This window comes from Phaeobacter sp. HS011 (assembly GCF_018101215.1).
Taxonomy (GTDB): Bacteria; Pseudomonadota; Alphaproteobacteria; order Rhodobacterales; family Rhodobacteraceae; genus Phaeobacter; species Phaeobacter inhibens.
In genome coordinates this window covers 605,831-618,829 of the sequence record NZ_JAGEUF010000001.1, presented here as the reverse complement: position 1 = coordinate 618,829, position 12,999 = coordinate 605,831, and the positions used below count along the sequence as shown (strand labels likewise).

Here is a 12,999-nt window from a genome sequence, read left to right as displayed (position 1 = left end):
CCTCGTTATTCATGTCCGACCTAAATGATCGGGCTTGGCCCGCAGATATCAACCCCACTGTTCCCATGCAAGAGAGCGGGATACCGCGCAACAGCCAGAGCGGCCCCCATATGTCATGACAGATCAGGCCCAAAACCCCATCAGCCGTCGCGTTGATCCAGAAGATCGAACGCCAGCTCAGCGCGCGCCCGACCATTGACCAGCAGCTCAAGCCGATGGGCACCCGGCACCAAGGTAAAGGTGCTGGCCCCGGCTTTCAGCGGATGACGTTTGCTGAGGCGCGTGCTGCCGCCGGTCAGGACCGTTTGTTTCAGCTTAAACACCTTGGCTGATACTTTGCCGCCGGGGCGCTGGAAATGCAGCCGATAATCCACCAGAACGGGGGCGCCAGGCGCGCCGTCCAGTTGGCAGTCAAGTTGCAGGGCACCGCCAATATGCACAGAGTCATCGCGCAGCCTCAGCGTTGCGGCGAGCGGCATGTCCGGGTCATACCCCAGCATGTGCATCGCGCCGCTGTGCCCCGCCTTCACCAACCCACGCAGCGCATGGGCGGTCATCCAGGCCAGCTCCTGCGGGCGCTGACGGCCTGCCGCCTGCCAGCTGCGCAGCCGATCCAGCACCAGCTCCGGATCCTTTTTCGAGATATCGTTGAGGTGATTGGCCACTGAACGCGTCACATAGCGGGTCGGGTCAGCGTGGAGCTGATCCAGCAGCGGCAAGGGCTGCACCAATGAGAGCGGAACCGATTGGCCCCAAGGCAGCCTTGGCCGGGTGCCCTCGCTGACCAGCCGCCGAACGTGATAGTTCTCACTGGTGGCCCAGCGCTGCATCACGGACAATGTCTGATCGGTCCAATGGGAGAGGAACGGCCGGATGGCCCATTCCATGGAAAACCGCTGGGTGATCTCCGACAGCAGCTGCAGCGACAGGTCCGGTGCGGCCTCCAGCCCCCGCAGAACCACAAACTCCCCCAGCGGCGCAAAGATGAAATCGCCGAAATCATCATCCGACAGGCTGGGATCCAGTGGCGGCGGCAGTGCTCGCCGCAAAACGGGTGCAGCGGTCTCCAGATCAGCAGGCAAATGACCGGCCAGCACCTCTGCAATCAGGCTGATGCGCTCCTTCAGCTCCAGATCCGGAAGCCGAGCCATCACCTCAGCCTCAAAGCCCGCAGCGTCAAATCCGGAATCCGCCGCCGCGAAAAGGCCCGCCAGATAACGGGTCTTCTCCTGATTAAACAGTTGATTCTTCAACGAGAAACCGGATGCCATCTGCCCACCCCGTCAAATGGTCATATTGGTGGCACCGCCATCCAGCAGGATGTTCTGACCAATAATGAAACCCGCATGCTGTGAGCAGAGGAAGGCGCAAGTGGCCCCAAACTCCTGCCGCGTACCGTAGCGACCGGCAGGAATGCTCGCGGCGCGCTGCTCAGCGGCCTGTTCAAGGGAAATCCCCTGCTGCTGGGCCACACCGGTATCCAGCGAGACCGCTCGATCCGTGGCGTGGATGCCGGGCAGCAGGTTGTTGATGGTCACGCCCTGCGCCGCGACCTGACGGGAAGTGCCTGCTACATAGCCGGTAAGCCCGGTACGTGCCGCATTCGAGAGGCCCAGAACCGGGATTGGAGCCTTCACCGATTGTGACGTGATATTGACCACCCGGCCCCAGCCGCGCTCCATCATGCCGGGGACCAGCGCCTTGATCAGCGCGATGGGCGTCAGCATGTTGGCATCCAGCGCCTTGATAAAATCTTCGCGCCCCCAATCGGACCACAGCCCCGGCGGCGGACCGCCTGCGTTGGTCACCAGAATATCCACGCCCTCGGCGGCAGCGATGACCTTGGCCTGCCCCGCCTCGGTTGTGACATCAGCAGCGATGGTTTCCACATTGACGCCATGAGCATCCCGGATTGACTGAGCCGAGGCCAGAAGCGCCTCCGCCCCCCGTGCGTTCATCACCAGATCCACCCCGGCCTCAGCCAGGGCCTCCGCACAGCCGAGCCCCAGTCCCTTACTGCTGGCGCAGACCAATGCCCGCTTTCCCGCCAATCCCAAATCCATGACATATCTCCCTGTTGCGCCGCGATATCGTGCTCCGGCCATGCAGTTTACAGGCCGGGATCATACACCGTTTTTGTCGCGGCGGAGCTTGCACCCTTGTCCCGGTATTGGCCAGCCCAAACACCAATCGCAGGTGCCGATGCTCCCGCGAAACGGTCTGCGCCCTGCGCGTGGCCGTCTTTCGGTTCTGCTGGCTTCGCAAAACCACCCCCGTCTGGTCCGCATCTCGCCACATTTCCCGACAAAATGGGAGATCACACGCGCAGGACGCGCGCCGCTATTGGTTAGGTTATCCATGCTGACACAGCTGCATCAGACCCCCGTCGCTGCCCAAACGCTACCGGTGTTCGCGGCGGCTGATTTCTGCGTCGAAATTGGGGCCAATATGGGCGACAGCCTGGGGGTCTACGACGATCTGCAACTGGATGATGTCTATCAACTGACCCGCAACACCCCACCTCGCCAGATTGGTTTGACAGCGCGCCCGGATGGGCGGCTTGCCCTGGATGAGGGGACCGCAACCGGCACCCCGGGTGCGCGCCTGCATCTTGATTGCTTGCTGACGCTGATGCCGGATATTGGCGCCAATGTTGAGGCTCTGGTCATAGTCGAGGTTGACGAAGATGGGTTGATCGCTGCGATCTATTTGTTGCCGCTTGCGCCACTGCACCAGCAGACCGGCTATACGCTGGTGCGCAAGACACGCGAGGGCACACGTCAGCGGCTCGCGCAGCTGGCCTGCGTCTCCTTCACGCGCGGCACCCATATTACCCTGGACACTGGCGCCCAGCGGCCGATTGAGGACCTTGTGGTGGGTGACCGGGTTCTGACCCGCGATGACGGTGCCCAAGACGTGCGCTGGATCGGCCAATGTACAAGCCGCGCTGTCGGTGAAATGGCCCCGATCCTGATCCGGGCCGGCGCGCTCAACAATGAAAATGATCTCCTGGTCAGCCCGGACCACCGATTGTTGGTGCATCCCCGCCGCGACATCCGCCGCAGGGGCCGCCCTGATCATCTGGTTCGAGCGCGAGAGCTGGTGAACGGGATTGATATCTTTGAACAAAGTGGTGGCTTTGTGGATTACTTCCAGCTGTTATTCGATCGCCATCAGATCGTATTCGCCGAAGGGATCGCCGCTGAAAGCCTCCTGCTTAACCCCTTGACGCGTGCCGCGCTGCCGCAGGAAAACCTGAGCCGGACGCCGGGCCTGTTGCTGGGCCATCAGCGGGTGGCCTCTGGCCTTGATATCCGACCGGCGCTGATGGAACGCGGTCAGGCCGTAGCCGGGTTGAAGCGCCGCGTCATGTGACCGCCCGCTTCCAATTTGCGCGATCTGTAGGAGGCCACCGGTCCAACGGCGAATGCGCATGGCCTCAACAGATGCTGAAAAATTCAGCACGCGGGGGCGAGAATTTACGATTTTTGATGGAAGTCCCCGTGATAATTCCAACACATGGGCCAAACGCCCCGATGTGGAATTTATGGAACTTTGCCTGACTATGACGAAACGAGACCTTGTGCAGCGCTGGTTTTCCGAGGTTTGGGAAAATCGCGACATGTCCACATTTGCCGAGATGCTTGCCCCCTCACTCGAGAATACCGAACTGCTGGATGGGCTGACCAACCCGCGCAAGGATTATCCTGTCCTGATTGAGGTTGTTCACAAGCTGGCGGGTGAGTTGCGGGTGCAGATACTGCATTGCATGGAAGACGGCGACTGGACCTCTACGCGCTACCTGCTGACATCCGATGGCCCGGACGGGATCACACCTGTTCATGCTGAGGGGATCATGATGATTCGTTTTGAAGGCGACAGGATCGCCGAACTGACGTCCCGGTTTGACGCCTTCGCCTTCTTTGAGCAGCTGGGGCAACTGCCCGCAGATGCAATGCCAGCCTGTCTCGCCGGGCAGGCCCTGATCTGGGATTGAAACACCAGCCCCGATTGTCTGCAATGCAAAGGGGGCCTGCCCCCTGTTTTTCTTGCCTCGGCGCGCCATCCTGATATACGCGCGCTCATGCTCGATACCGTCCCAAACCGCCCCGACCTGCCGGCTGAAATCGCCCGGCGCCGCACCTTTGCGATCATCTCGCATCCGGATGCCGGTAAAACCACGCTGACTGAGAAGTTCCTGCTTTATGGTGGTGCTATTCAGATGGCCGGTCAGGTGCGCGCCAAGGGTGAGGCCCGGCGTACGCGCTCAGACTTCATGCAGATGGAGAAGGATCGCGGCATTTCCGTTTCGGCCTCCGCGATGTCGTTTGACTACGCCAACTACCGCTTCAACCTGGTGGACACGCCCGGTCACTCCGACTTTTCGGAAGATACCTATCGCACGCTGACCGCCGTTGATGCAGCGGTCATGGTGATTGATGGTGCCAAAGGTGTGGAAAGCCAGACCCAGAAACTTTTTGAGGTCTGCCGCCTGCGGGATCTGCCGATCCTGACCTTCTGTAACAAGATGGACCGCGAAAGCCGCGACACGTTTGAGATCATTGACGAGATCCAGCAGAACCTCGCGATTGACGTGACACCTGCCAGCTGGCCTATCGGCGTCGGTCGCGATTTCATCGGCTGTTACGACATGCTGCGCGACCGGCTGGAACTGATGGACCGTGCGGATCGCAACAAGATCGCCGAAAGCATCGAGATCAACGGTCTGGACGATCCCCAACTGGCCGAGCACGTACCGGAACACCTGCTGGAAAAGCTGCTTGAAGAGGTCGAAATGGCCCGTGAGCTGCTGCCGACACTTGATCCGCAGTCGGTTCTTGAAGGTCACATGACCCCGATCTGGTTCGGCTCCGCGATCAACTCCTTTGGCGTCAAGGAGTTGATGGACGGCATCAGCACCTACGGACCGGAACCGCAGCCGCAGACCGCCCAACCGCGCCAGATTGCGCCGGACGAAACCAAAGTCGCCGGTTTTGTGTTCAAGGTGCAGGCCAATATGGACCCCAAGCACCGCGACCGCGTGGCCTTCGTCCGGCTGGCCTCAGGCCATTTCAAACGTGGCATGAAGCTTACACATGTGCGCAGCAAGAAACCGATGGCGATTTCCAACCCGGTCCTGTTCCTGGCCTCAGATCGCGAATTGGCGGAGGAAGCCTGGGCCGGGGATATCATCGGTATTCCCAACCACGGACAGCTGCGCATCGGCGATACGCTGACCGAGGGTGAAGCGCTCCGTGTGAGCGGTATTCCCTCCTTTGCGCCGGAACTCTTGCAGGGCGTACGCGCGGGCGACCCGATGAAGGCCAAGCATCTGGAAAAGGCACTGATGCAGTTCGCCGAGGAAGGTGCTGCCAAGGTGTTCAAACCCTCAATCGGATCCGGCTTTATCGTTGGCGTCGTCGGTCAATTGCAATTCGAAGTGCTCGCCAGTCGGATCGAAATGGAATACGGCCTGCCGGTACGCTTCGAGGCCTCTCAATTCACCTCAGCCCGCTGGGTCAACGGTGACAAGCTGGCGCTGGACAAGTTCATCAACACCAACAAACAGCACATCGCCTATGACAATGATGGAGACGTCGTCTATCTGACGCGGCTTCAGTGGGATATCGACCGGGTCGAGCGCGATTATCCGGACTTGAAACTGACGGCGACCAAGGAGATGATGGTCTAAGACCCGTTTCCCAGATCACCGGTGACACCAGACCCGCCATGGATATCGACAACGAAAACTATCCTGGCGGGTTCTATAAATTGCTGCGGCAGCTCGAAAAGAAAGAGGTTCCTTTTGTGGACCCGCTATCGGCCCTGCCGGCGGCGGATGCCGATTTGGCCATTCTCTTCCGTCCGCTGATAAATCCCGCCCCTGCGTCGGCGACGCAGAAGGACCTGCCAAGTCATCATATCGCGCATAAGTGGCAGTCACTGCGGGAAGAGTTTGCAGGCGATCCAGAAATCTGGGCGCTCCACGCGCTCTGTATTGCGATCCTGCGCCGCCGGGAGGCGCCACCTGAGGCGCGGGCGCTGTTCCTGCGGATCTGGGCGGAGCATGGGGCCGCGCTGGCGGCGCGCCTGCCCACCCGTTGGCTGATTTCGGCGGCGGCCACCTTTGCCGATCATGGCGAAACGATAGACCAGCGGCTTGGCGGGCAAGGGCTGCAGATGCTGTTCCAGATGATCAAGCTGCACGACAGTGAACGGAGATTGTCCGGGCGGCCAACGGACAGTGGCCTGCCGCGTGTGAAAGGCAAGGATCTGGACGATATCGGCCTGGGCATGACGCCCTACCACCTGCCCTATGGCGATCTGGATCGGCATATGCTGGCCCGGTTGTGGCGGCATGGCGAACAGGATCCAGTGCTGCAGCCGCTTGCCGTCAGGATGCTGCGTATGGTGATGGAAGATCCCCGCAGCATTTTCGGACGCATTCAGCGCTACAAGGCGCATCACAAATCATGACCACACCAAGCCACCCGAAATGGGGCATTGTCAGCACAATCAAGGCCGAGGCCAAATCCATCCTGAATTTTGCCGCCTACCATCTGGATCTGGGCGCCCACCGGTTACACCTGTACCTGGATGCGGAAAACCCCGACGTCTACCCACATCTTAAGGCACATCCGAAGATTCGGGTGACAACCTGCGATGAACGCTATTGGAAGCAGCACAGGACCGCGCGTCCGAAGATGCACCAGCCCCGCCAGGCGATGAACGCGACTCATGCCTACGGGCGCATCCAGACCGACTGGATCGCTCATATCGATATGGATGAGTTTCTCTGGCCTCATGTCGCCCCCCAAGACCAAAGCCGGGCGATCACAGAAACGCTCGCCGCGCTGCCTGCTGATACGGATGCGCTGCGGATGCGCCCGCTGGAGGCGCTGGCCGGGCGTACGGATCACTACAAGGCGATGGTCCCCTCAGGTGCTGAACGCGAGCATGAGGTCAGGGCAATCTATCCGGAATTTGGTGTTTTTCTCAAAGGCGGTTTTCTCAGCCACACGGCGGGTAAGCTGTTTGCCCGCACCGGCCTCCCCGATATTCAGTACCGAATCCATAACCTGTTCCAGCATGGTGAGAAAAACACCCGCGAAGAGGAGCAGCCGGGCTTGCAGATCTGTCATCGCCACGCCACCAGCTGGGATGACTGGCAAGGCAGCTACCGATTCCGGCTGGAGCGTGGCTCCTATCGCCCGGGCCTCGGCGCGGGCTTTCCCGCCAGTCTGGGCGGGTTAAACAAGCATGAGCTGCTGACGATGATCGAACAGGAGCATGGCAGGGATGGGCTGCGGCGCTTCTTTAGCGAGATCAACGCCGAGGTGCCTGACGTCTACGATGCGCTACGCCTGCGGGGTATGATCCATCATTGCCCGCTGGATTTAGCAGCCAAGCGGCGTCAACATTTTCCTCAATTTGACTAAACTGTTTCGGGTTTACCCACTCCTAGAGCAATAACCTGCGAAAACCCGGCTTTGTTTGACGATTGCAGCGGATTTTGCTATGCCCCGCGCAAGCCGATCAAGACAGGACGCAAGACCATGCGGAATCGGCCCTGACATACACGCGCGGGCCAGGTCAGTGTCCGCAAAAACGGACGCATATGACAAAATTTTCAGATCTGAACCTGAACCCCAAAGTACTCAAAGCGATTGAGGAAGCGGGTTACGAATCCCCCACCCCTATTCAGGCAGGGGCAATTCCTCCTGCTTTGGAGGGGCGCGATGTGCTGGGGATTGCACAGACCGGCACCGGCAAGACTGCCTCGTTCACCCTGCCGATGATTACCCTGCTGGCGCGCGGTCGCGCCCGGGCACGCATGCCGCGTAGCCTGGTGCTCTGCCCCACGCGCGAGCTGGCAGCACAGGTGGCGGAGAATTTCGACACCTACACCAAACACCTGAAACTGACGAAGGCGCTGCTGATTGGCGGTGTTTCGTTCAAGGAGCAGGACACGCTGATCGACAAAGGTGTGGACGTGCTGATCGCCACCCCCGGTCGTCTGCTCGACCATTTTGAGCGTGGCAAGCTGATCCTCTCCGACGTGAAGGTGATGGTGGTGGATGAAGCCGACCGGATGCTCGACATGGGGTTCATCCCCGATATCGAACGTATCTTCGGCCTGACGCCCTTTACCCGTCAGACACTCTTCTTCTCCGCCACTATGGCGCCGGAGATTGAGCGGATCACCAATACCTTCCTCTCTGCCCCCGCGCGCGTGGAAGTGGCCCGTCAGGCGACGACGTCTGAGAACATCACCCAAGGTGTGGTGCTGTTCAAAGCATCCCGCCGGGACCGTGAGGGCAGCGAGAAACGCAAGTTGCTGCGCCACCTGATTGATCAGGAAGGCGAGAAATGCACCAATGCGATCATCTTCTGCAACCGCAAGACAGATGTCGATATCGTTGCGAAATCGCTGAAGAAATACGGCTATGACGCCGCGCCGATTCATGGTGATCTGGATCAAAGCCAGCGCACCAAAACACTGGAAGGTTTCCGCGAAGGCTCCTTGCGGTTCCTCGTCGCCTCAGACGTGGCGGCGCGCGGCCTTGATGTGCCCAGCGTCAGCCATGTGTTCAACTTCGACGTGCCAAGCCACGCGGAGGACTATGTCCACCGCATCGGTCGGACCGGTCGTGCAGGCCGTGACGGCTCCGCTATGATGATCTGCGTGCCCAAGGACGAAAAGAACCTCGAGGACATCGAACGTCTGGTCCAGAACGAGATCCCGCGCATCGAGAACCCGCTGAAGAAAGCCAAGGCCGAGCCGAAGGCAAAAGACAGCAAGGACGATGCAAGCAGCGAGACGACTGAGCGCAAGACCCGCAGCCGTCGGCCCTCCGCCCGCAGCTCTGCTGCCAAGGACGTGAACGAGACTGCGGACGCCCAGGCACAGATAAGCGATGCACCGAGCGCTGAGGTCGATGCACCAGCTCAGGAGCAGAAGGCACCTGAGCAGGAAAAACGCGCGTCTGGTCGTGGGAAGCCTGCAGAGAGCAAATCTTCCGGTCCTAAATCGGGGCAGAAGGGCAACCAGAAATCCGGTCGTGGCCGTGGCGGCAATGACCGTGGCAATGATCGCAACGTGGTTGGCATGGGGGATCATATGCCCAGCTTTATCGCGCTCAGCTTTGCCGAGCGCCGCGCCGGATAATATCCTCGGCGATCGCTTATATCATCAGGGCTGCCTCTTGGGGCGGCCCTTTTTCATTGCTCCGGGCCACAAATCCAACAGAAGCCATGCACCAGCCGCTGACGAACCGTCTCGGAGCTTTGCACTTGCAGCATGGCGGGATTGCCCATTTTTGCGGATGTCGCGCAACGCGGAAGAGCCTATCTGGAGGTCAACAAGACATAAGACATCCATGAGGCCTGCAATGAATAATCTGGAGTTCCCAACCGTGACCGCCGACGAAATCCGCGCCATTGAAGCCCGTGCACATGAACTGCGCGCCGAGGCGATGGCCTCCTTCCTGCGCAGCCTCGGCCGGGGTATTGCTAGCCTCCCGGGCAAGTTGGTCGCGCTGATCTCCCGCCCCCGTCACGCCTGATCCGACACCCGCCCAAGGGCGTCGACGAACAGCCGGTAAGGCTATTACCACATGAAAAGCCCCGGCAATCTGCCGGGGCTTTTTCGTTTTGGCCCGTCAGCTCTCTGGGAACCTCACATGCGCAAATCGAAAAAGGCCCGCCGCACCAAGTGCAGCGGGCCCTCAAACAGGGTCAAAACGTTCTGGCTCAGCGCATCCGGCTGACCACAACGGTCACCTCAGGTTTCTTGCCGATCTCGTTCTGCGCGGACTGGCGGGCGACACGGCGGAGGTTCTCTTCCAGCTTGTTATCATCGCGCAGGGTCTTGGCACCGGCACGCATGATAAACTGGTTCAGATCCTCTTCCATCACCTCAACCAGCGCAGCGTTGGACGTGCCAGTTTCCGCCAGCCCCTTGATATCACACCAAGGTTCGCCGAGCGGTTCGTCTTCCTCATCCAGGATGACGGTGACAACCACATGACCGTTGAGCGCCATGCGGATCCGGTCGCGGACAACGCCATCCAGCGCACCATATTTGACAGACCCATCCAGATAGGTGCGCCCGGTGTCGACGTAGTCCACCACCTTCGGCGCATTCCCTGTCAGATCCATCATCATGCCATTCACAGCCACTGCGCTGGCGATGCCCTTCGCCTCGCCCAGACGGGCGTGCTGGCGCAAATGGCGGTGTTCGCCATGCATAGGGATCAGCATCTGCGGCTTGATAATGTCATGCATCCGTTCCAGATCGGGACGGTTGGCGTGGCCCGACACATGATAGAGACCGGAGCTGTCATCCACGACATCAACGCCTTTTTCGGAGAATTGGTTGATGATGCGAATGACACCGCGTTCATTGCCAGGGATCGTTTTGGAGGAGAACAGGAACAGATCACCCTCCTTCACCTCAACCCCACGGTATTTGCCGCGTGCCAATTGGGCAGACGCCGCGCGGCGCTCCCCCTGGCTACCGGTCACAACCAACATCAGGTTTTCACGCGGCAATTCCTGCGCAGCCTCGACGCTCACCACCTTGGGGAAATCCTTCAGAACCCCGGTTTCAGTCGCAGCCTCAACCATGCGCTGCATCGCACGACCAAGCAGGACAACAGAACGACCTGCAGCATGACCGGCTTCCGCCAAGGTCTTCACCCGTGCGACATTGGAGGCAAATGTGGTCGCGACCACCATGCCCTCAGCCTCGCCGACCAGACGGGTGATCTCCGGGCCGACTTCGACCTCAGAGCGGCCGGGGTGCAGGGAGAAGACATTGGTGGAATCGCAGACCAGCGCCTTGACGCCATCTTTGGCGATCTCCGCCCACATTTCGGGATCAAACGCCTCGCCCACAATCGGGGTCGGATCGGTTTTGAAATCACCGGTGTGCACGATGCGCCCCGCAGGTGTGTCGATCACCAGACCGCCACTCTCCGGGATGGAATGCGAAATCGGTGCAACGCCGACGGTAAACGGCCCCAGTTTGGTGACCTCAGGCCATGCGGAGACGGTTTTCACCTCTTCGCTGTCCAGACCGGCCTCATCCATCTTGCGGCGCGCCAGATTGGCGGTAAAGGCGCGGGCATAGATCGGCACGTTCAGATCGCGGTAAAGATGCGCAACCGCGCCGATGTGATCCTCATGCGCGTGGGTGATGAACACACCCTCCAGCTGGTCGGCGCGCTCTTTCAGCCAGCGGATATCCGGCATGATCAGATCCACGCCGGGGCTGCTGTCCATATCCGGGAAGGTGACGCCCAGATCAACCAGGATCAGGCGCTCCTTGCCCGGTTTGCCGTAGCCGTAGACATAGGCGTTCATGCCGATTTCGCCCGCCCCACCCAGGGGCAGGTAGATTAAACGTTCAGTGCTCATCCTCGAGACCGTTATCCTTATTATATTTGTGTATGATCTGTAGCCCGTGCATCGTGAGATCATCCTCAAATGCGTCAAACAGATCCGCTGTTTGCTGGAACAAAGGCGCCAGCCCGCCTGTCGAGATTACTTTCATCGGCACGTCACGCTCCGCCTTGATGCGGGCGCATATTTCACGCACCAGTCCTACGTACCCCCAGAACACACCTGACTGCATACATGCAACCGTATTGGTGCCGATGACGGACTGGGGTTTGGAGATATCCACATGGGGCAAGGCGGCAGCGGCCTGATGCAGCGCCTCCAGGCTGAGGTTGACGCCAGGCGCAATGACACCGCCAATATAGGCGCCATCCTCGGCCACCACATCAAAGGTTGTTGCCGTTCCGAAATCCACCACGATCAGATTGCCACCGTATTTGTCAAATCCAGAGACCGTATTGACCAAACGGTCAGGTCCCACATTGGTTCCATGATCAACCCGCACCGACACGGGCAACAGGCAATCCGGTTTCCCCACCACGAGGGGACGGGTGTTATAGTAGCGATCCGCCAGAACGCGCAGATTGAACACCACCCGCGGCACGGTCGAGGAGATGATCATATCGGTGATATCCGCCTCGATACCCTCCAGCCGCATTAACGTGTTGAGCCAGACAAAATACTGATCTGCCGTGCGCCGCCAGTCACTGGCCGTGCGCCAGGTGCCGACAAAGCTGTCACCGTCCCAGATTGAAAACACCGTGTTGGTATTGCCGCAATCCACCGCCAGAAGCATTGGCAGCCCCCTTCCCTAGAAAAAGATGTCCGCCGCTGGGATATTGACGCGGCCCTTGGCGGTTTTTAGGACGAGGTTGCCATTGGCGTCTACCGTCTCAAAAGTGCCCTCGGTTTCGGAATTCGAGGTGCGCGCGATGATCACCTCCCCCAGACGGGCCGCGCGCGCCAACCAGGCCGTGCGGATCGGCTCAAACCCATAGGTGACGAATTGGATTTCATAGCGGTTGTAGGCTGCAGCCAGCTCGGTCAGGAAATCCTCCGGCGTGACGTGGATCCCGGTTTCCGACAGCAATGAAACAGGCCAGACGGCGCCCGGCTCCAGCCACTCCTGCATCGGCGTCTCAATCAGATTGACCCCGATCCCAATTGACAGATGGGTGACGCCGCCGGCAGTGCCCGCACTCTCCAGAAGAATGCCAGCCAGCTTTCCACCGTTCAAAAGCACATCATTGGGCCACTTCAGTGCAAGTCCAGCCGTCTCGCCGCAGAGCGCCACACAGGCATCATAGAGCGCCAGCGCCGCAACAAAGCTGCGCAGCGCCACCTGATCGGGTGGCCCCTCCGGCCGCATCACCAGGGTTGCGGCGAAATTCCCCTTGGGCTCCTTCCAGGCACGGCCACGGCGCCCCCGCCCCTTTGTCTGGCGTTTGGCCATGATCCATTCAGGGCCGGTCAATGTGGGCGCGCGGCGCGCCGCCTCATCGAGGGTGCTGTCCACCTCGTCAAGCAGGCTCCGCCCGTATCCCTCTGGCCAATCACTCATGATGCTGTCCCTTCAAGGCAAAAAGGCCCGGTCCG

12 protein-coding genes are annotated in these 12,999 nt (G+C 60.1%); 7 read left to right on the top strand and 5 right to left on the bottom strand.

The annotated features are described in order from the left end of the window. Positions 1–140: 140 nt before the first annotated feature. Positions 141–1,271, bottom strand: coding sequence for a hypothetical protein (locus J4721_RS02885; protein ID WP_211002065.1), 1,131 nt, complete (start codon positions 1,269–1,271; stop codon positions 141–143). A gap of 12 nt (positions 1,272–1,283) precedes the next feature. Next, a complete protein-coding gene (locus tag J4721_RS02880; RefSeq protein ID WP_102848869.1) occupies positions 1,284–2,063 on the bottom strand; it encodes an SDR family oxidoreductase in 780 nt (259 codons plus the stop codon). A gap of 295 nt (positions 2,064–2,358) precedes the next feature. On the opposite strand from J4721_RS02880, the gene J4721_RS02875 reads away from it, so the two are divergent. The 7 genes from J4721_RS02875 (at position 2,359) to J4721_RS02845 (ending at position 9,566) form a co-directional block, all read left to right on the top strand. Continuing rightward, positions 2,359–3,375 (top strand): Hint domain-containing protein, encoded by a 1,017-nt coding sequence (locus tag J4721_RS02875; protein ID WP_211002284.1) that lies wholly within the window; start codon positions 2,359–2,361, stop codon positions 3,373–3,375. 190 nt (positions 3,376–3,565) lie between these two features. Then, the gene (locus tag J4721_RS02870) at positions 3,566–3,997 is read left to right on the top strand and encodes an ester cyclase (RefSeq protein ID WP_102850019.1); all 432 of its coding nucleotides are present in this window, start codon (positions 3,566–3,568) and stop codon (positions 3,995–3,997) included. 87 nt (positions 3,998–4,084) lie between these two features. Continuing rightward, a complete protein-coding gene (locus J4721_RS02865; RefSeq protein ID WP_061048891.1) occupies positions 4,085–5,692 on the top strand; it encodes a peptide chain release factor 3 in 1,608 nt (535 codons plus the stop codon). A gap of 38 nt (positions 5,693–5,730) precedes the next feature. Beyond that, on the top strand, positions 5,731–6,477 hold the full coding sequence (locus J4721_RS02860; RefSeq protein ID WP_061048890.1) for a hypothetical protein: 747 nt from the start codon (positions 5,731–5,733) through the stop codon (positions 6,475–6,477). Further along, positions 6,474–7,439 carry a glycosyltransferase family 2 protein gene (locus J4721_RS02855; protein ID WP_211002064.1) on the top strand — a complete coding sequence of 322 codons (966 nt, stop codon included), beginning with the start codon at positions 6,474–6,476 and terminating at the stop codon, positions 7,437–7,439. Before J4721_RS02860 ends, J4721_RS02855 begins: the two co-directional genes overlap by 4 nt. A 179-nt stretch (positions 7,440–7,618) precedes the next feature. Continuing rightward, on the top strand, positions 7,619–9,169 hold the full coding sequence (locus tag J4721_RS02850; RefSeq protein ID WP_102915269.1) for a DEAD/DEAH box helicase: 1,551 nt from the start codon (positions 7,619–7,621) through the stop codon (positions 9,167–9,169). A 223-nt stretch (positions 9,170–9,392) separates the two neighbouring features. After that, a complete protein-coding gene (locus J4721_RS02845) occupies positions 9,393–9,566 on the top strand; it encodes an RSP_7527 family protein (RefSeq protein ID WP_014879604.1) in 174 nt (57 codons plus the stop codon). Between the two features lie 187 nt (positions 9,567–9,753). On the opposite strand, the gene J4721_RS02840 is transcribed toward J4721_RS02845, so the two are convergent. The 3 genes from J4721_RS02840 to J4721_RS02830 are packed head-to-tail and all read right to left on the bottom strand — an operon-like array spanning position 9,754 to position 12,964. Then, on the bottom strand, positions 9,754–11,421 hold the full coding sequence (locus J4721_RS02840) for a ribonuclease J (protein ID WP_211002063.1): 1,668 nt from the start codon (positions 11,419–11,421) through the stop codon (positions 9,754–9,756). Continuing rightward, a complete protein-coding gene (locus J4721_RS02835; RefSeq protein WP_102874540.1) occupies positions 11,411–12,199 on the bottom strand; it encodes a type III pantothenate kinase in 789 nt (262 codons plus the stop codon). Before J4721_RS02835 ends, J4721_RS02840 begins: the two co-directional genes overlap by 11 nt. A 15-nt stretch (positions 12,200–12,214) precedes the next feature. Next, positions 12,215–12,964, bottom strand: coding sequence for a biotin--[acetyl-CoA-carboxylase] ligase (locus J4721_RS02830; protein ID WP_211002062.1), 750 nt, complete (start codon positions 12,962–12,964; stop codon positions 12,215–12,217). Positions 12,965–12,999 lie beyond the last annotated feature (35 nt).

Bases quoted from the DNA above. Each gene is read 5' to 3' on its own strand.
- J4721_RS02885 (WP_211002065.1), bottom strand. From the start codon at position 1,271: ATGGCATCCGGTTTCTCGTTGAAGAATCAACTGTTTAATCAGGAGAAG.
- J4721_RS02880 (WP_102848869.1), bottom strand. From the start codon at position 2,063: ATGGATTTGGGATTGGCGGGAAAGCGGGCATTGGTCTGCGCCAGCAGT.
- J4721_RS02875 (WP_211002284.1), top strand. From the start codon at position 2,359: ATGCTGACACAGCTGCATCAGACCCCCGTCGCTGCCCAAACGCTACCG.
- J4721_RS02870 (WP_102850019.1), top strand. From the start codon at position 3,566: ATGACGAAACGAGACCTTGTGCAGCGCTGGTTTTCCGAGGTTTGGGAA.
- J4721_RS02865 (WP_061048891.1), top strand. From the start codon at position 4,085: ATGCTCGATACCGTCCCAAACCGCCCCGACCTGCCGGCTGAAATCGCC.
- J4721_RS02860 (WP_061048890.1), top strand. From the start codon at position 5,731: ATGGATATCGACAACGAAAACTATCCTGGCGGGTTCTATAAATTGCTG.
- J4721_RS02855 (WP_211002064.1), top strand. From the start codon at position 6,474: ATGACCACACCAAGCCACCCGAAATGGGGCATTGTCAGCACAATCAAG.
- J4721_RS02850 (WP_102915269.1), top strand. From the start codon at position 7,619: ATGACAAAATTTTCAGATCTGAACCTGAACCCCAAAGTACTCAAAGCG.
- J4721_RS02845 (WP_014879604.1), top strand. From the start codon at position 9,393: ATGAATAATCTGGAGTTCCCAACCGTGACCGCCGACGAAATCCGCGCC.
- J4721_RS02840 (WP_211002063.1), bottom strand. From the start codon at position 11,421: ATGAGCACTGAACGTTTAATCTACCTGCCCCTGGGTGGGGCGGGCGAA.
- J4721_RS02835 (WP_102874540.1), bottom strand. From the start codon at position 12,199: ATGCTTCTGGCGGTGGATTGCGGCAATACCAACACGGTGTTTTCAATC.
- J4721_RS02830 (WP_211002062.1), bottom strand. From the start codon at position 12,964: ATGAGTGATTGGCCAGAGGGATACGGGCGGAGCCTGCTTGACGAGGTG.